The 17887-nt window shown below is 35.3% G+C and carries 18 protein-coding genes and 1 other annotated feature; of the genes, 14 read left to right on the forward strand and 4 right to left on the reverse strand.

All coding sequences use genetic code 11. From position 1 onward, the window contains the following. Positions 1-14 precede the first annotated feature (14 nt). Together MKY69_RS04395 and MKY69_RS04400 are read right to left on the reverse strand one after the other, a co-directional pair. Positions 15-1298: a hydroxymethylglutaryl-CoA reductase, degradative gene (locus MKY69_RS04395; protein ID WP_340791050.1), complete on the reverse strand. Its 1284-nt coding sequence runs from the start codon at positions 1296-1298 to the stop codon at positions 15-17. Then, the gene (locus MKY69_RS04400) at positions 1295-2461 is read right to left on the reverse strand and encodes a hydroxymethylglutaryl-CoA synthase (RefSeq protein WP_340791051.1); all 1167 of its coding nucleotides are present in this window, start codon (positions 2459-2461) and stop codon (positions 1295-1297) included. Before MKY69_RS04400 ends, MKY69_RS04395 begins: the two co-directional genes overlap by 4 nt. 191 nt (positions 2462-2652) lie before the next feature. Here MKY69_RS04400 and MKY69_RS04405 point away from each other — a divergent pair, with 191 nt between their 5' ends. The 4 genes from MKY69_RS04405 to yihA all read left to right on the forward strand — a co-directional run bounded on the left by MKY69_RS04405 (position 2653) and on the right by yihA (position 6126). Continuing rightward, positions 2653-3492: a thymidylate synthase gene (locus MKY69_RS04405; protein WP_003105934.1), complete on the forward strand. Its 840-nt coding sequence runs from the start codon at positions 2653-2655 to the stop codon at positions 3490-3492. A 76-nt stretch (positions 3493-3568) separates the two neighbouring features. Continuing rightward, on the forward strand, positions 3569-4084 hold the full coding sequence (locus MKY69_RS04410) for a dihydrofolate reductase (RefSeq protein WP_003104878.1): 516 nt from the start codon (positions 3569-3571) through the stop codon (positions 4082-4084). Between the two features lie 204 nt (positions 4085-4288). Next, positions 4289-5518 carry an ATP-dependent Clp protease ATP-binding subunit ClpX gene (clpX, locus tag MKY69_RS04415; RefSeq protein ID WP_003103169.1) on the forward strand — a complete coding sequence of 410 codons (1230 nt, stop codon included), beginning with the start codon at positions 4289-4291 and terminating at the stop codon, positions 5516-5518. An 8-nt stretch (positions 5519-5526) separates the two neighbouring features. Next, positions 5527-6126, forward strand: coding sequence for a ribosome biogenesis GTP-binding protein YihA/YsxC (gene yihA, locus MKY69_RS04420; RefSeq protein WP_003106619.1), 600 nt, complete (start codon positions 5527-5529; stop codon positions 6124-6126). Between the two features lie 42 nt (positions 6127-6168). Here yihA and MKY69_RS04425 read toward each other — a convergent pair whose 3' ends face one another. Further along, a complete protein-coding gene (locus tag MKY69_RS04425; RefSeq protein ID WP_017768237.1) occupies positions 6169-7425 on the reverse strand; it encodes an ISL3 family transposase in 1257 nt (418 codons plus the stop codon). Between the two features lie 217 nt (positions 7426-7642). Between MKY69_RS04425 and MKY69_RS04430 the strand changes: the two genes are divergently transcribed. Then, the gene (locus MKY69_RS04430; RefSeq protein WP_340791052.1) at positions 7643-8380 is read left to right on the forward strand and encodes a hypothetical protein; all 738 of its coding nucleotides are present in this window, start codon (positions 7643-7645) and stop codon (positions 8378-8380) included. Between the two features lie 22 nt (positions 8381-8402). On the opposite strand, the gene MKY69_RS04435 is transcribed toward MKY69_RS04430, so the two are convergent. Continuing rightward, positions 8403-10511 carry an AAA family ATPase gene (locus MKY69_RS04435; protein ID WP_003105519.1) on the reverse strand — a complete coding sequence of 703 codons (2109 nt, stop codon included), beginning with the start codon at positions 10509-10511 and terminating at the stop codon, positions 8403-8405. A gap of 284 nt (positions 10512-10795) precedes the next feature. After that, positions 10796-10929: a sequence feature (ribosomal protein L10 leader region), on the forward strand. 31 nt (positions 10930-10960) lie between these two features. On the opposite strand from MKY69_RS04435, the gene rplJ reads away from it, so the two are divergent. From rplJ to MKY69_RS04485, 9 genes are all read left to right on the forward strand, one after another. Further along, entirely contained in the window at positions 10961-11461 is a 501-nt protein-coding gene (gene rplJ, locus MKY69_RS04440; protein WP_003104757.1) for a 50S ribosomal protein L10, read from the forward strand. A gap of 65 nt (positions 11462-11526) precedes the next feature. Beyond that, positions 11527-11892: a 50S ribosomal protein L7/L12 gene (rplL, locus tag MKY69_RS04445; RefSeq protein ID WP_003103838.1), complete on the forward strand. Its 366-nt coding sequence runs from the start codon at positions 11527-11529 to the stop codon at positions 11890-11892. Positions 11893-12616: 724 nt separating this feature from the next. After that, entirely contained in the window at positions 12617-13471 is an 855-nt protein-coding gene (locus tag MKY69_RS04455; protein WP_340791053.1) for a replication initiator protein A, read from the forward strand. Beyond that, the gene (locus MKY69_RS04460; RefSeq protein ID WP_340791054.1) at positions 13468-13629 is read left to right on the forward strand and encodes a hypothetical protein; all 162 of its coding nucleotides are present in this window, start codon (positions 13468-13470) and stop codon (positions 13627-13629) included. The genes MKY69_RS04455 and MKY69_RS04460 overlap by 4 nt, the downstream gene beginning before the upstream one ends. 397 nt (positions 13630-14026) lie before the next feature. After that, the gene (locus MKY69_RS04465) at positions 14027-15877 is read left to right on the forward strand and encodes a YSIRK-type signal peptide-containing protein (RefSeq protein ID WP_340791055.1); all 1851 of its coding nucleotides are present in this window, start codon (positions 14027-14029) and stop codon (positions 15875-15877) included. Positions 15878-15963: 86 nt separating this feature from the next. Then, positions 15964-16353 (forward strand): hypothetical protein, encoded by a 390-nt coding sequence (locus MKY69_RS04470; protein WP_103347012.1) that lies wholly within the window; start codon positions 15964-15966, stop codon positions 16351-16353. Then, on the forward strand, positions 16289-16876 hold the full coding sequence (locus MKY69_RS04475; RefSeq protein ID WP_340791056.1) for a YdbC family protein: 588 nt from the start codon (positions 16289-16291) through the stop codon (positions 16874-16876). Before MKY69_RS04470 ends, MKY69_RS04475 begins: the two co-directional genes overlap by 65 nt. 3 nt (positions 16877-16879) lie before the next feature. Continuing rightward, positions 16880-17104: a hypothetical protein gene (locus tag MKY69_RS04480; RefSeq protein ID WP_003104561.1), complete on the forward strand. Its 225-nt coding sequence runs from the start codon at positions 16880-16882 to the stop codon at positions 17102-17104. Between the two features lie 20 nt (positions 17105-17124). Next, entirely contained in the window at positions 17125-17856 is a 732-nt protein-coding gene (locus MKY69_RS04485) for a type IV secretion system protein (protein WP_103347011.1), read from the forward strand. Positions 17857-17887: the final 31 nt, after the last annotated feature.

The following is a 17887-nucleotide window of genomic DNA, read 5'->3' on the forward strand; positions in this document are numbered from 1 at the left end:
AAGATTTGAGAAACTCAAATCTTTTTATTTCGAAGGGTTTGTAAGAGCACTTTTGTAGTCTCTAAATTCATGTGCTTTTCTTTTAGTAATAATTGTAAAAGTTGAGGAGTTTCAGCAGAACTAGCGCCAGCTAGCATGGCTAATGACTTAGCATGTAATTTCATGTGGCCAGCTTGGATACCCTTGTTAGTCAATGCTTTAATTGCTGCAAAATTTTGAGCTAGCCCAACTGATGCAATAATCATTGATAGCTCTTTAGCAGTTGGTTGATTTAAGAGATCATGAGCAATGACAACACTTGGGTTAAGGCCAATTGAACCACCTTTTGTGGCGATGGGCATTGGTATCGTAATTGTTCCTTTAATCATCTCAGTCTCAAAATCAGCATGCCAAGTAGTCAGGCCCTTATATAAGCCATCCTTAGATGCATAGGCATGAGCACCAGATTCAATTGCTCGCCAGTCATTCCCGGTTGCTAAAACAATAGCATCGATGCCATTAAAAATACCTTTGTTATGAGTTGCAGCTCGGTAAGGGTCAACTTGAGCTAATTGACTGGCTAAGCCCATCTTATTGGCTAACTCTTTTGCTTCAACTTTGTCACGGCTGAGATAATGGAAAGGAACTTGACAAGTGGCTGTAACCAATGATTCTGTTGCATAGTTTGATAAGATGGCCATGAGTGGCTTACCTTTACTCAAGTCAATGAAATCATCAACCAAGGCTTCCATCATCGTATTTACCATATTAGCTCCCATAGCTTCCTGAGTATCTACGGTTAAGTAGACAATCAAGAATTGGTCTTTGATGGTTAAGCTAATTCTTCTAGCACCGCCTCCTCTTTTGACAATAGAAGGATAAGCAAGATTGGCTTTTTCGATGAGACTTTCGGTCTCATGCATAATAGCAGCTTGGGCTGATTCCAAATTAGGAACATCATAAAGGGCAACTTGACCAATCATTTGTCGATTCTGAATGTGAGCTTGGAATCCGCCTGCGCGTCCGATGAGTTTTGCAGCATATGAAGCAGCAGCGACAACTGAAGGTTCCTCTGTTACGTAAGGTAAGTGGTAGGTTTTACCGTTGACCTTAAAATCAGGTACAATACTAAATGGAAGTGCTAATCGACCAATGACATTTTCAGACATTTGATTAGCAGTCTCTATGTGTAGGAGCTCTTCATTTTGTAAACTTTGAAAAGTATCAGGAGTCAATAAGTTGCCTGATGCCAGTAACTGATATCGTTCAGCAATTGTTTTTTTATAAAATCCTGACCAGTTTAGTTGATTATCTGTCATTTTTTTAGATAAATCCTTTTGTGTTCTCTAAGGCCATCGAGTCGATAGTCTCCGGTTTTGTAGGTTGGTAAATTAACATTTCCGGCATCATCGCGTTCAGCTTCTTCATAAAAGAGGGCTTCATACTCCTCAATAGAAATTTCATGACGTTGATCTAGAACTTCTTGGTGAGAAATCGACAACATATCTGCATAACCAGCTTCTAATTGGCCTGAGAAGATTTCACAGACAGCCCCTGAGCCGTATGAGAAGAAGAGAATATTATCGCCTACTTGCAAAGTCTTATTACTTTCCAGAAGTGATAGGAGTGACATATATAAAGATCCAGTATAGATGTTTCCTACCTGACGGCTGAAGCGGATAGAATCATTAAAAGCATTTTCTAATTGTGCCTTTTTTTCTTCTGAAACAGAATCATCCATTAAGGTTTTTAAGCCCTTAAGTGCTTGTTTGGGAAATGGAATATGAAAGCAAAATGCAGCAAAATTATTTAACGATTTGTGTGTTTTACTTTGATATTTTTCCCAAGTTGTTGCTAAAGTATCCAAGTATTGTTCTGTTGAAAAGCGACCGTTAACGAAAGGTGTTGTTGAGTAATTTGGACGCCAGAAGTCCATAATATCACGAGTTTGAGCAATATTATCGTTATTTAGTGAAAGGATGCGAGGATTTTTTGAAATTAGCATGGCAATACTTCCAGCCCCTTGAGTTGGTTCACCACCTGAAGCAATTCCATACTTGGCAATGTCACTGGCAATAACTAAAACTTTAGCATCAGGATTCATAGCGATATGAGCATTGGCATAGTCGAGAGCTGCAGTAGCAGCATAGCAAGCTTCTTTCATCTCAATTGCTCGTGCAAATGGCTGGATATCTAATAATCCATGGATATAAACACTTGCTGCTTTAGATTGATCAATTCCCGTTTCTGTAGCCAAGATAATCATGTCAATTTCTTCTTTATCTTGGTCACTTAATATTTCTTGACAAGCATTTGCTGCTAAAGTCACAATATCTTCAGTTATTGGAGTGATACTAATGGCATCAATCATTAACCCTTTTTGATATTTTGCTAGCTCAGTTTGACGAGCTTGGGCTAATGATTCCATTGTTAATACATATTGACTTGTAGCGAAGCCAATTTTATCTATCCCTATTTTCATTTATTTCCTCTTTGTAAATTTTATCTATAATATTTTAACATATTTTCTTAAAAAGAAAGATTATAAAAGTATATTAGTTATACTTTACCATTATTTCAAGCCTCTAAAGTGGGACAAAGACATTTCTCCTAGCATTTTTTCAATAATTTGGTAAAATAATAAACAGAATTAAAAGGTGGAAGGATATCCTTATGACAAAAGCAGATAAGCTATTCAAAGACAATATTCAAAAAATTATGGAACAAGGCGTTTATAGTGAACAAGCTAGACCAAAATATAAGGACGGCAAAACTGCTAATTCTAAGTATATTACTGGTGCCTTTGCCGAGTATGATCTCTCAAAGGGAGAATTTCCTATTACAACATTACGTCCAATTCCAATTAAATCAGCGATTAAAGAATTACTCTGGATCTATCAAGACCAATCAAATAGTTTAGACATTTTGGAAGAAAAATATAATGTCCACTACTGGAATGATTGGGAAGTAGGAGACACAAGAACAATTGGTCAGCGTTATGGTGCAGTTGTTAAAAAACATGACATCATCAATAAAATTTTGAAACAACTTGAAGATAATCCTTGGAATAGACGTAACGTTATTTCCTTATGGGATTACCAAGCTTTTGAAGAAAGTGAGGGCTTATTGCCATGTGCTTTCCAAACAATGTTTGATGTCCGCCGTGTCGACGGAACTATTTATTTGGATGCAACACTAGTGCAACGTTCCAATGACATGTTGGTAGCTCACCATATCAATGCTATGCAATATGTTGCACTACAAATGATGGTTGCAAAACATTTTGGCTGGAAAGTTGGTAAGTTCTTCTATTTTATTAACAACTTACACATTTACGACAACCAATTTCCGCAAGCTGAAGAATTATTAAGAAGAAAAGAAAGTGACTGTATGCCACAATTAATGTTGAATGTTCCAGATGGCACAAATTTCTTTGACATTAAAGCTGAAGATTTTGAATTGATTGATTATAGTCCAGTTAAGCCACAGCTGAAATTTGATTTAGCAATTTAAAGTAGCGATTTTTTTACAAGCAAAATTGCTATAATTTTGGTAGAATAGATAGAGTTTAGATTGAAGGAAAACTAGTATGACAAAGGAAATTATTGCCATTTGGGCTGAAGATGAAAATGGAGTTATTGGTGTCAATGGTATCTTACCTTGGCATCTTCCAAAAGAACTGCAACATTTTAAAAAGACTACATTAAACCATACGATTCTTATGGGACGAGTGACTTTTGAAGGAATGCAGAGACGTCTTTTACCAAATCGACAAACAATAGTTTTAACTTCAGATGATCAGTATCAAGTTGATGGTGTATTAACCATGACAAGTGTCGAACAAGTCCTTGACTGGTTTAAGACACAAGAAAAAAATCTCTATATTATCGGTGGCAGTAAAGTTTTGAAGGCCTTTGATGGTCATTTTGACAAAATTATTAAAACACTAGTTAATCATCAATTTGATGGAGATACCTATAGTCCAGAATTGGATTTAAGTCAGTTCACTGAAGTCAATTCTCAATATTTTGAAAAAGATGAAAAAAATCCTTATGATTTCACAGTTCACGTTTTCGAAAATAATAAAACGGTTGGAGGAAAGTAGAAGTCATGCAACGGAGTATATTTGGCGTTTTTACAGCATTTTTATGTGTTATTTGCATCCTTTGTGCAATCCCAGCATTGCGTAAAAATCGTTATGGCTTAGGAATTCTATTTTTATTAAATGCACTAACAAATTTAGTTAATACAATTCATGCCTTTTATGGCACGCTATTTTAATAGTTAGATAGAGAAAGTTAGAGGAAAAATGGCAAGTAATCGTAGTAACGAAATCAAGGTTCATTGTTCGTTTTGTGGCAAGAGCCAAGATGAAGTAAAAAAAATTATTGCAGGTAACAATGTATTCATTTGTAATGAGTGTGTTGCTTTATCACAAGAAATTATTAAAGAAGAATTAGCTGAAGAAGTCTTGGCTGATTTGACTGAAGTTCCAAAACCAAAAGAACTTTTAGAAGCTTTAAATCAATATGTAGTCGGTCAAGATCGTGCTAAACGTGCCTTAGCTGTTGCAGTCTATAATCATTACAAACGGATTTCATATAAAGAAAGCCGTGATGAAGAAGAAGTGGAACTCCAAAAATCAAATATCATGATGATTGGTCCTACTGGTTCTGGTAAGACTTTCCTAGCTCAAACCTTGGCAAAAAGCTTAAATGTTCCTTTTGCAATCGCTGACGCTACATCTTTGACAGAAGCTGGATATGTAGGTGAAGACGTTGAGAACATTCTTTTAAAACTGATCCAAGCAGCGGATTACAATGTTGAACGAGCTGAGCGTGGGATCATTTATGTTGATGAGATTGATAAAATCGCTAAAAAAGGCGAAAATATGTCAATCACTCGTGATGTTTCAGGTGAAGGTGTCCAACAAGCTTTGCTGAAAATTATTGAAGGTACAGTAGCTAGTGTTCCGCCACAAGGTGGACGCAAACATCCTAACCAAGAAATGATTCAAATCGATACCAAGAATATTTTGTTTATCGTTGGTGGTGCTTTTGATGGCATTGAAGAAATTGTTAAACAACGTCTTGGTGAAAAGATTATTGGTTTTGGTCAAAGTAGTCGTAAGATTGATGATGAAGCCTCATATATGCAAGAAATTATTGCTGAAGATATTCAAAAATTTGGTTTAATTCCCGAATTTATTGGGCGTTTACCTGTCGTAGCCGCTTTGGAACAGTTATCAATTGGCGATTTAATTCAGATTCTGACTGAACCAAAAAATGCCTTGGTCAAACAATATCAAGCTTTATTATCATATGATGGTGTTGAACTTGAATTTAATCAAGAAGCTCTTGAAGCCATTGCTTCAAAAGCGATAGACCGTAATACTGGTGCGCGTGGTTTAAGATCAATTATTGAAGAAACCATGTTAGATATCATGTTTGATATACCTAGCCAGGAAGATATTACTAAGGTAATTATTACAAAAGAAGCCGTTTCTGGAGATAGTAAACCTATCTTAGAAACTGCATAGAGGAAAAAATGGCAGAAGAACAATTATTAAATACACATAACGCTTCCATTCTTCTTAGTGCGGCTAATCAATCACATTATCCAGATGATGATTTACCAGAAATTGCCTTAGCTGGTCGTTCAAATGTAGGAAAATCTAGTTTTATCAATACCATTTTAGGTCGTAAAAATTTAGCTAGAACTTCTAGTAAACCTGGAAAAACTCAATTACTAAATTTCTTCAATATTGATGACAAATTACGATTTGTTGACGTTCCTGGTTATGGTTATGCAAAAGTTTCCAAATCAGAACGTGCAAAATGGGGTAAAATGATTGAAGAGTATCTTACGACACGTGATAATTTGCGTGCAGTAGTAAGCTTAGTAGATTTACGTCATGAGCCTTCTACGGAAGATGTTCAAATGTATGATTTCCTCAAATATTATGAAATTCCAGTTATTGTCGTTGCAACAAAAGCAGACAAAATTCCTCGTGGTAAATGGAATAAACATGAATCAATGGTCAAGAAAAAACTCAATTTTGATAAGAGTGATCATTTCATTGTTTTTTCTTCCGTGGATCGCATTGGAATTGACCAAGCATGGGATACCATTTTAGATCAAATATAAAAAAAGCAGGCTCTTTGTCAACTGTAGTGGGTAGATGAAAAGCTAACACCTAGAGAGGACGAACTTCGTCCTCTCTTTCTTTATGTTCAATGCAATCAAAATCCGTTTTTTAAAGTTTTCAAAGTTCCTGAAACCAAAGGCATTTCTCTTAATGACTTTGATGAGATTATTGGTAGCTTCCAGTTTGGCGTTGGAATAAGGCAATTCCATGGCGTTTACAACCTTGTCTTTATCCTTTAAAAATGTCTTCAATACCGTCTGGAAAATAGGATTAACGATGGCTATTTCCTGTTCGATGAGGTCAAAGAAATGGTCTGAGTTCTTCTCTTGGAAATGAAATAAGAGAAGCTGATAGAGTACATAGTGTTGTCGTAGTTCCTCGGAGAAAGACAGGAGTTTTTCTAGGATTTCCTTGTTAGTCAAATGCATTCGAAACATAGGACGATAAAATCGTTTATCGCTGAGTTTACGGCTATCTTGTTGTATCAATTTCCAGTAACGTTTCAAGGCTCGGTATTCCTGCGATTTTCTGTCGAATTGATTCATAATTTGAATACGGACACGGTTCATAGCACGACTAAGGTGTTGCACGATATGAAAGCGATCGAGTACAATTTTTGCATTCGGAAAAAGTTGTTTAGCAAGTTGATAATAGGGACTAAACATATCCATGGTAATCACTTTGACCCGATTTCTAACCTTTCTAGGATAGCGAAGAAAGTGGTTTCGGATGGTTGCTTGAGTTCTTCCGTCGAGAATGGCGATGACATTTAGGGAGTCGAAATCTTGAGCGATGAAGCTCATTTTCCCCTTCTTGAAGGCATACTCGTCCCAACTCATCACCTCAGGTAGGGTATTCCAATCCGTTTCAAACTTGAACTCATTGAGCTTTCTCATAACTGACGATGTTGAAATTGATAGCCTGTGTGCAATATGTTTCATTGCTTGATTTTCGATGAGTAATTGTGCGATTTTCTGGTTAACAGCGACAGAGATTTGGTGGTTCTTCTTGACAAGAGGAGTTTCAGCGACCGCCATTTTTCCGCAATCTTTACACTTGAAACGACGCTTTCTAAGGCGGATAAGTAAAGGGTAGCCAGCAGTTTCTAAGTAGGGGATTTTAGAAGTTTTCTGGTAGTCGTACTTAGCCATTTGTCCCTTGCATTTTGGGCATTTAGGGGCTGTGTAGTCCAAGTGACCGTGGAGTTCTAAGTGAGTTCCCATATCATATTCATCAGTGATAGTGATATTTTTGTCTTTAATTCTGAGAAAATTTGTGATAAGATTTAGTTGTTCCATATGAGTCTTTCTAAAATGATAGTTTGAGCACTTTTCATTATAGGTCATATGGGACTTTTTGTATATACTCAAAAAGGCTCCATAATCTCTACAGTGGATTTACCCACTACAGAAATTATAGAGCCAAAAAGCATAGCTTAAGCTATGCTTTTTTTATACGAATAATTATCCTGTTATATTTCTTGACCCTAGTCTTTTTAAGTGTTACTATCATTTTATGGGAGAGAAACATGATTTTATTGAAAAAAGAACTTTAAAGACTGGTAAACTGTCGAGAGGGAACATATTAATGTCACTAGGGCTAAGTATTCTGGCGTTAGTCATTTTATTTGTAACTATTTTATGTTACCAATATACAAATACTTCGATTGAAGGTAAGTGGGCCTGCAATTCTTTAAACCAACAATTAGAAGAAAAATTTAATGATAATATTGATGCGATTAGTCAGGACATAGGTATCGATGTTAAGAAGCACATCACCACACCTAAGTTGACAATGACTGTTTTTCATGACAATTCAAAAATAGTGGTTAATGTAAAAATTAATAGAAAGTCATTAAGTAATGAAATATTAAAATATTACCAAGCAAGTTTAAAAGAAGCATTATCAAAAGAAAATGTTAATATTGCCGATTTAGATCCAGATACTCTAAAAGATATGGAGAATGAGTTACCAACAAATTCAACTATTGAACAATATATTGATGATATGATTATTGAAAAAGTGCATGAGTATGGTGGTCATTATGATGTCAGAACCGGAAATGTCACAATTGTTGGACTTAAGGGGAGAGTTAATCGGTTTATGAACACAATTACGATTGAAAAAATCAATTCAAAGTCAAAATTATTTTCAAAAAAATCAGGTTACTTTGACTACATCAAAAACAGAGATAAATTGATTTTGAAGAATCATATGTTATTTCAATTTAAAATAATAAAAAGCAGTAACTAATAAAAGTTACTGCTTTTTGATGTCATTTGTCTTGTTTACTAATCACAATTTGACCATCTGCTAAATTTGCTTTTAGATGTTTATCATCGGGATGTTCCAAATAATAGTCTGTTATACGGTCACGGATTTCTTGTTCAATGACACGGCGTAATGGTCTAACTCCCATAGCTTTGTCATATCCTAATTCAATTAGTTCCTCTTTAACAGGTTCTGTTACTTCTAAAGTGATACCTTTTTTATTGATTGTTTGATTAACTTCCGTTAACATTAATTCAACAATTTCTTTCAAATCCTTTTTTTCTAGATGTGAGAATTCAATCACACCATTAAAACGATTTAAGAATTCAGGTCTAAAATAAGGAGCGATTCGGTCCATAATTTTTTGGTCATGATCTTCTTGACCCGTTAATGCTTCATTGCCAAAACCAGCATTAGATGTAGCAATAATCACTGTATTTTTGAAGTCAATCGTATTACCTTGGCCATCAGTTAAACGACCATCATCTAATACTTGGAGTAGTAGGGTAATGACTTGTGGGTCTGCTTTTTCAATTTCATCCAGTAAAATAATTGAGTATGGATTACGACGGACACGTTCAGTTAATGTGTATTGATTGTCATCGTAACCAACATAACCAGCAGTAGTCCCAATCAATTTAGAAACGGCAGTGCGATCACTGTATTCTGACATATCTAAACGAATGATCGCATCCTTGGAACCAAACATGTCAAGCGCAAGCTGTTTGGCTAATTCCGTTTTACCAACGCCGGTCGGACCAACAAAGAGGAATGACCCAATTGGGCGATTGCCATCATCAAAGCCGGCACGGTTACGACGGATAGCCTTTGCGACTGCTTGAACAGCTTGATCCTGTCCGATGACATGTCCTCTAAGTCGGTTGCCAATTTCTTTCAAACGTTCTAAGTCACTTGCGCCCATATTGGAAACTGGTACGCCGGTTAGACGTTCAACTGATTCGGCGACATCGTTGATGGTTGCGGTCACTTTTTGACCTTCGGTATGGTTTGCCATTTGCTTTTGTAATTCTTCAATTCGTACTTTAGCTTGCAAGGCTAACTCATAATCTTCTGCAGCGACAGCTTTTTCTTGCTTGTCTTTCTCACTAGCAATTGCTGTTTCAAGACTCTTCAAATCAGTGACTGGGTGTTGCGCAGCTAAATGGGCAGCCGTCATGTCAATTAAATCGATGGCTTTGTCTGGAAGACTACGCTGTGGAATGTACTGAACGGAGTAATCCACGGCTGCTTTCAAAACAGAATCCGGAAGAATGACGTTGTGGTGTTGCTCATAAAGATTCCTGATACCCATCAAAATGTGGAAGGTATCTTCGGCAGAAGGCGCATTGACTTTAACTTCGTTAAAACGACGAGCCAAGGCCGCATTTTTCAGAATAGTGTTTCGATATTCATCTTGAGTTGTCGCACCGATGACGGTCAACTCGCCACGAGATAGGGCTGGTTTAAGAATATCGGCCAAGCCTTTGGAACCAGAATCACCACCTGTTGAGCCAGCGCCTAAAATTTGATGAATTTCATCAAAGAAGAGGATAACATTCCCGGCTTCTTTAACTTCTTTAATTAAATTCTGAATATTTTCTTCAAAAGCACCACGGTATTGAGTACCTGCTTCTAAGCCGGAAATATCAATAGAAATAATTTCTTTGTTTTTAATGGCAGCAGGGACGTCACCAGCAACGATAGCTTGGGCTAAGCCTTCGACCACAGCTGTTTTACCAACCCCCGCATCACCTACTAGAACGGGATTGTTCTTGGTCCGGCGAGCTAATATTTCAGCTGTATCTTGAATTTCTTTATTTCGTCCAATGACTGGATCTAAGTGTCCTTGTCGTGCTTCTTCAGTTAAGTTGGTACCTAATTGGTTTAGAATGCCATCTTCTTTTTGATTTTGGGGATAGCCTTGTTCCTGAGTAGGAGCAGTAGAACTGAGCTTACCAGTTTGTCGATATTCTTGAAATTCTTCAGGTGTCATTTCACGCCCATTAACTAGGTAACGACGATTTTCAGTTTGATAACCGCCTGTGTTACCCATCAATTGATTAAAAATGTCATCCATGCTACCAAAAGGGTCTTTTCCATAATAGTTTGTCATAATTTTTACCTCGCTGTTCTTATTAATATTATAAAGTAATTACGAAGGAGTTGTTTTTTAGTCTATGCTTATCAGGTAAGATCTCTGACTTGAAATACTACAAATTGGTTTACCAATCACCTTCTGATACTATTATATAGCTTTGGTCAGTAAAGGTCAATAGAAAAGTTTGACCTTTTTTGACCTTTTTGATAAGTCTGATTATTCCTTTATTCTTGAAAAAATAATCAAAAAAAGTGAAAATAAGTATTGACAGAAGGTGACGGATACGATATACTAATTAAGGTTTTGAAAAAAACTGACCTAAGACAGTAGGGGAGCATTGCTCATAAAATTCCTACCGAGGCACAAAACGTAATTAAAAAATAACGTATTGTACTTTCGTGTCTGGGTTTAGGTGCGATTTTTTTTGTGCCTAACCATACAAAATAATTACGGAGGTAAAACTAATGAGTGAAGCAATTATTGCTAAAAAAGCCGAACTAGTTGATGTTGTTGCGGAAAAAATGAAAAACGCAGTAAGTATCGTAGTTGTTGATTCACGTGGATTAACAGTTGATCAAGATACTGTTTTACGTCGTTCACTACGTGAAAGTGGCGTTGAATTTAAAGTTATCAAAAATTCAATTTTGTCACGTGCAGCAGAACAAGCTGGACTTGGAGATATGAAAGATATCTTTGTAGGACCATCTGCCGTAGCATTTTCAAATGAAGATGTTGTAGCACCTGCTAAAATCATCAATGACTTTGCTAAAACTGCTGACGCACTTGAAATCAAAGGTGGCGCAATTGAAGGTGCATCGTCTTCAGCTGAAGAAATCAAAGCACTTGCTGCATTGCCAAACCGCGAAGGTATGCTTTCTATGTTACTTTCAGTACTTCAAGCACCAGTTCGCAATGTTGCATATGCTGTTAAAGCTGTTGCAGAGAGTAAAGAAGACGCAGCTTAATGCGTTAAACAGTAGTCTAAGGCTACAATCACTAATTTATATTTAAATATTTGGAGGAAATAACAATGGCATTAAACATTGAAAACATTATTGCTGAAATCAAAGAAGCTTCAATCCTTGAATTGAACGACCTTGTAAAAGCTATCGAAGAAGAATTTGGCGTAACTGCAGCTGCTCCTGTAGCTGCTGCTGCTGCTGGTGGTGCTGAAGAAGCTGCTAAAGATTCATTTGACGTTGAGTTAACAGCTGTTGGCGACAAAAAAGTTGGCGTTATCAAAGTTGTACGTGAAATTACTGGACTTGGTCTTAAAGAAGCTAAAGGTCTTGTTGATGGAGCACCTGCTAACGTTAAAGAAGGCGTTACTGCTGCAGAAGCTGAAGAACTTAAAGTTAAACTTGAAGAAGCTGGAGCAACAATCACACTTAAATAAGAAGCACATAGTAATTTGAGAGCGGATTCCCGATTTACCAGTCTTTTAGAGTCGATAGCGATTTAAAGAAACTGATTAATTGATTTGGTTTCCTGCCAAAAATCCTGCCAAATAATCTTTGGCAGGATTTTTGATTTTTCGTAATAACTTTCTTTTTTATTTCAAGAAGATAGTTATCCAAAAATAATAAAATTATATTGAATTGTCAAAAGTTTATCCATGATAACAGGGAGATTTGAGATGATAAATTAAGACTGATAGTTGTTAAAACAGAAAGACTTGGTTTTATCCAATTCGATGACTAGTCAAATTTTGAATATAATGTTGTAATACAATTATGAGACTCATTTATATAAAACATTATCAACTACCTTATTTTTACAACTTACTTAGTAAGTATCTAAAGTTTTGAGAAAAAGAAAAATACTAAATAAATTCAAGAGAATGAGAAAAAGAAAAATACTAAATAAATTAAAGAGAATGAGAAATCGTTCTCTTTTTGTTTTACTTTTATCGTCAGAAGGAAAATATATTTATGCAATCAAATAAATAAAATACGTGCTAGGCAAAGACTGTCAAGAAATATAGTTATTGTTTCATTGATGAAAGGTACTGGCTGGTCACGTTTAAAATATGAAAATACTCTTAAAGAATTTGAACAATTCAATTTAATTAAATTTCCTGAATTAGGAGGAATGATGCTAAAAGAAGGTGAGGTTAGATAATGGCACATGGGAGAATTTCTTTAGAACAAGCACTTAATAGTGATAACTTTTATCAACTACCTAAAGTAATCATTGGTACAAAATATTATAGTAAGTTAAAGGCGGAGGCTAAACTCTTATTCATGTTATGTAGGGATCGATTGAGTGCATCTCTTGATAGTACACGAAAAGGAGATATGAGATTTGTTGATGCAGACGGTGATATTTTTATTTATTATGCTATTGATGATCTTGCAAATGATTTGGGTTGTGGCCGTGATAAAGTAATAAAGTTAAAAAAAGAACTTATAAAATATGGTCTCATTGATGAAGTAAGACAAGGCTTGAATAAAGCTAACCGTATATATGTGAAGAATGTTGTCACTGACATTCAAATTCTAAATATGACTTTTGAGGAAGCTCAGTTGACCTTTAAGTCAGTAAAATCAACGGAAGTCGGAAAATACGACTTCCAGAAGTCGAAGAATACGTCTTCAAAAAGTCGAGAATTCCGACCTCAAGAAGTCGAGAATTCCGACTCAACTTATATTAAACAGAGTGAGACTAAAGAGAGTGATATTAAAGTGATTTATTCTGAGGAGGAGGAAGATTTAACAATGCTTGTCAGAAAAGTTGATAAAGTTACTCATTATGATAAAGAGTATATTTGGGAACTAGTCCATGATCAATTAATAAAGGAAAAGTTTACAAATACAACTGCAGATATTGCAATGTTACATTTTGAAAGTCGATATGAATATGCATTGAATCATATGAACTATATTCATTCAGCAGAACAACTTGCAGAATATGTTTATAATGGTATTCTTGCTGAATGGACTCAATCTGTCCGAGGTAAAAAAGGGGTGGGATGATGAAAATAGAAAATTTGATTCTTAGAAAGATAGATTATTTAAAGACGGTAAATCAAAGGTTAGCTGATCTTTCAAGTAATCAATTTGAATTGTTGATCAAAACAAGAGCTACTAAAAAAGAATTATATAAATTTTATTACGATATAAAACCACTTTAACTTTAGGTTATTAATATATCCTTGGCTACTCTAGCAAGCACTAGATAACATTCTTCACAATATACACTCTCTTCTCAAGTCTAGTGCTTGCTAGAGTAGCTAATCTACTAAGTTCATTGAAAATTAAATACAACCTCTGTCCTAAACAGCGTGGCTATGCGATAAAAAAGAAACTGGGGGCAGAGTGGAGGCTAGAAATACATATCTAGTCGCAAGTCACAAATTGCATTATTGCAGGTTAGCCATTTTTACCATAAATGGTGCGTAAAAAGCTACGGTATTAGCAATTTGCTAAACGGCATAAGTGTAAATTCACTTACTAAGAATTATTAATTTTTATTACATTTTTGACCTGAACATGTCTAAAAACTGTGATTATTTTATGGAGGATCCCTAAATGGAATCAAAACAAATTTTTTCAATTCGCAAATTTAAAACTGGTACACATTCTGCTTTATTAGGTAAATTTGGTGTAACTCTTGCCACAAGCGTTGCTCTAATGACAGCAGGGGGTGTTGTGCATGCTGAACAAGTAACAGGAACGACTACAGCACCTACGACTTCACAAGTTGCACCAGTAACAGCAACAACTAGCACAAAAATTCCAACAAGTGTACCAACTGGAACGACACAAGAACAAGCTAAAACAACGATTGATGGTGCTCAAGACACACTTAAAGATAATGTTGCAGGTGCTGAAAAAGCAGGTGTTGAAGTAACAACTGGTGCAACAACTGATGTGACATTAAATGATGGTAATGTTGTAGACAAAAGTAATGAAGTTTTAACTGACTTATCTAATCAAGACAAAGCAGTTGCTGAAGCTAAGGCTAAACAAGAAGCTAATCAAAAAGCATATACTGATGCTAAAACGTCTCGTGATACAGCTGTATCTGAAGGGCAATCAGACTTAAGTCATTCAGAACAAGGTGTTGATGATCAAGTAGCAGTTGCTAAAAAGAATGGTATTGAAGTAACAACTGATACTAAAGACCTTACTCCAAAATATGTTGACACTAAGGGTTTAACTGGAGCAGATTTAACAACAGCCATGGCTAAAAACATTGCATTGTACAATCAAGCTGTAAAATCAGGTGTTGGTATTATGGATGCCTCAACAGCACAAATGAAAAAACAAATTGCTGATTATTTAACAGCTCTTTCTAACTATCAAAAAGGTGTTTCTTCAAATACAGGATTACAATGGCAAAATGGTGTAGTATTAGAAGCTGGTTCTGGTGCAACTAAGATGAAAGGTAACGAAAAAGTTTATGCTGAAGGTGATGGTACCATTAAAACAGCTGGTATGTATGCGACTCAATCAGTTAACCTTAATCAAAATACAGATGCTAACTTTGACAATATCTTTAAGATTAATGGTACAGGTTCAATCCTAGTAAAAAATACTACAAACGGTGATGTAAAACTAACATTTAGTGAAATCAATGCACCAGGTAATGTAGGAACTTATGTTGCTATTTGGGGTGATGATAAGGGTGGTATTGCATGGTCAGTCTTTGCACTCTACAATGGTACTGGTGTCGTAACTGGTGGTGGTGAAGGTAATACTGGAGCTGGTGGTTCAGCTACTGTAACAGGAACAATTCTAACTTACGTTCACTCATACAAAGGAACGGCAGAAACAACTAAAGGCGTTTCAATTGTTACCTTTAATGATATTGACAATGACCAAACAGTTAAAATGTCAGGACTTGACGGTGCTAAAATTACGAATGGTAAAAATGTTAATCAATCAGGAAATGATTTTACTGTAACTGGTAGTGACGTTTCACAAGGTTCATCAGGTGAATTAGGAACTAATGGGGTTCGCTGGAATTTCTCAAATTCAGAAACTCGTAACTTCACATTTAGTCATTCAACATCTAAAAATAATACCTCAATCGTAGGTGGTATCTTTGGTTCAGCGTCTAACGTGCCTCAAAAACCAGTTGCTCCAAAATTGACTGCTCATAAAGCAACTGTAAAAGCTCCAATTGCTCCAACAGCACCAGCTAATGAGAAAGTGAGTGTACACTATTATAAAGTGGTGACAACACCTACACCAGTAAAACCAACTGGTTATAAACCAAGTACACCAACACCACAAACACCAGTAGCACAATCTAGTGTTGGACTTCCAACTACTGGCGATAAAGCAGAAGGTTCTGTTATTCAAATGGTAATTGGTGCATTGATGGTTTCATTTGTCGGATTTAGTGCTTTAAAAGGTCGTAAAGAAGAAAAATAATACCAGGTAAAGTTAAAAAGGTATCAAATGATACCTTTTGCTTTATTATTATTAAATCTCAAATTGATTCGAAAAGGAGAGAAAGAATGAATAAATTTGTAGATGGAAATTTAACTGTAACAATACAAGATTTAAAGAAACTTGGTCGTGAAGGTGGTGCCTCGGCATATCTAGATAATGGTGACATGATGGTTTTAAAATCTAAATATGGCACAATTAGAAAGAGAGCGTTTATTGGTGGAAAAGCAACGGTAGTTGATTTAAAAGTTGATTATAAGAACATTCTTCCTAAAATTAAACTAATTAATAGAAATGGCATACTAGTAGCAAAAAGGTTTTACTTGGGTTCTTCCAATTTGTTAAGACTAACTGGCTCAGGTTACAACCGAATGAGTAGAAAGGAAAGAAAAAATGGAACAATCCAAAAGGTATCAACACCAAGAAGAATTAACATTACTTCAAAAAATAAGTTTTGATAAAGAAGCACTAAATGCCTTAGAACAAATCATTTATTCTATACACTTAGTAGCATATCGAGATGATGTACATTCTAAAGGTTATATTGATAGTGTTACTAATTATCTTTCGAAGATTATTATATTTAATGTATCTTCACTTGGAAATTTAACACCTTTCCATCCTTCTGAAAAAGCTGTGTTTGAAAGAGAATACAAAAAGTATATTCTACCTTTTGAGAAAGCTATCTTAAAACTAGAAAATAATAATGAAGAGAACAATTTTATTCGTAGAAAAGATAATGATGAACCGATTCAATTTGAAATTATTAAACAGATTGCCACTTTATCAATAAGTGAGACAAATTGGCGTAAAGAATTGAACATAGTTTCCTGGAATAAGGCAGAACCAAAATATGATATTCGTTCTTGGAAAGATGATCATAGTCGAGTTGGTAAGGGCATTAAACTTTTTGAAGATGAAATGCTAAAACTTACGAAAACAATTAAACTATTAAATTTAGAAGAAAATAAGGAGAAATAATATATGGATACAGCAGTTAAAGTATTTCATATCGTTCAAGCAGTAGTTGTCATTACAGGACTTGTTTGGGTTCTTACTGGAGCTATTGACTTTTTTGGAGGACGTAATAATAATGATTCCATGCGACAAGAAAAAGGATCAAATTCAATGGTAAATGGTGGAGCAATCGGAATTATTGGAGGGGCTGTATGTCAAGCCATTATTTCAGCTCTTCAAGCTATTAATTAAAGCGAAAGGAGCTAGAGTGAATGGATAGTGTAACTAAATCTCTAGCTGAATATAGTTCGACTGTAAATAATTATTCTGACAAAATATCCTCAGCACTGATACCGCTGGCCTCAATCTTAATACTTGCCTTCTTCCTTATGGATGTTCTATCCTGGAATAAACGACTAGGACAAGAAGGGGGGAGCCTAACTGTTCAATTATGGATGGAAATAGCACTTGGGTATGTTATAGCATTTGCACTGGTACATAATACAACTGAAATTTTTGATTTTATAGTATTTGTATTTAATAAAGGGATTGCATTAGTAAATGGTGTACTTCCTAAAAACACATTTAAATCAGATATAGACACTTCAGGCATTAGTGGTTGGATTTTTAAACAAGTTATCAAAATGATAGCATGGTTTACTGAACGTATAGCTGATGTTTGTGTTAATATTTTAGTATTTATGAGATTTTTTCAAATGTATATCTTAAAAGCAGTTGCACCATTAATTGTTGCCTTCTTTATGTCGGAACAAACAAGGCCGATTGCATTAAACTTTATTAAACAGTTCTCAGCCTATGCCTTTCAGGGAATGGTACTATTGATTATTGTTAAGTTATATCCAGCCCTAGTAACTGATGACTTGTTTAAAGCATCTAGTGGAGATGGTATAGCAGCCTTTGCTTCAATTGCAAAGAGCGTTGTATATATTATTACTTTGTTTGGAAGTCAAAAACTAGCAAAAAGCTTACTTAATTTGATGTAATTTTAAGTAAAATTTGGTCTAATAGTATTAG

This window comes from Streptococcus sp. FSL R7-0212 (assembly GCF_038007985.1).
GTDB classification, from domain to species: Bacteria; Bacillota; Bacilli; order Lactobacillales; family Streptococcaceae; genus Streptococcus; species Streptococcus parauberis.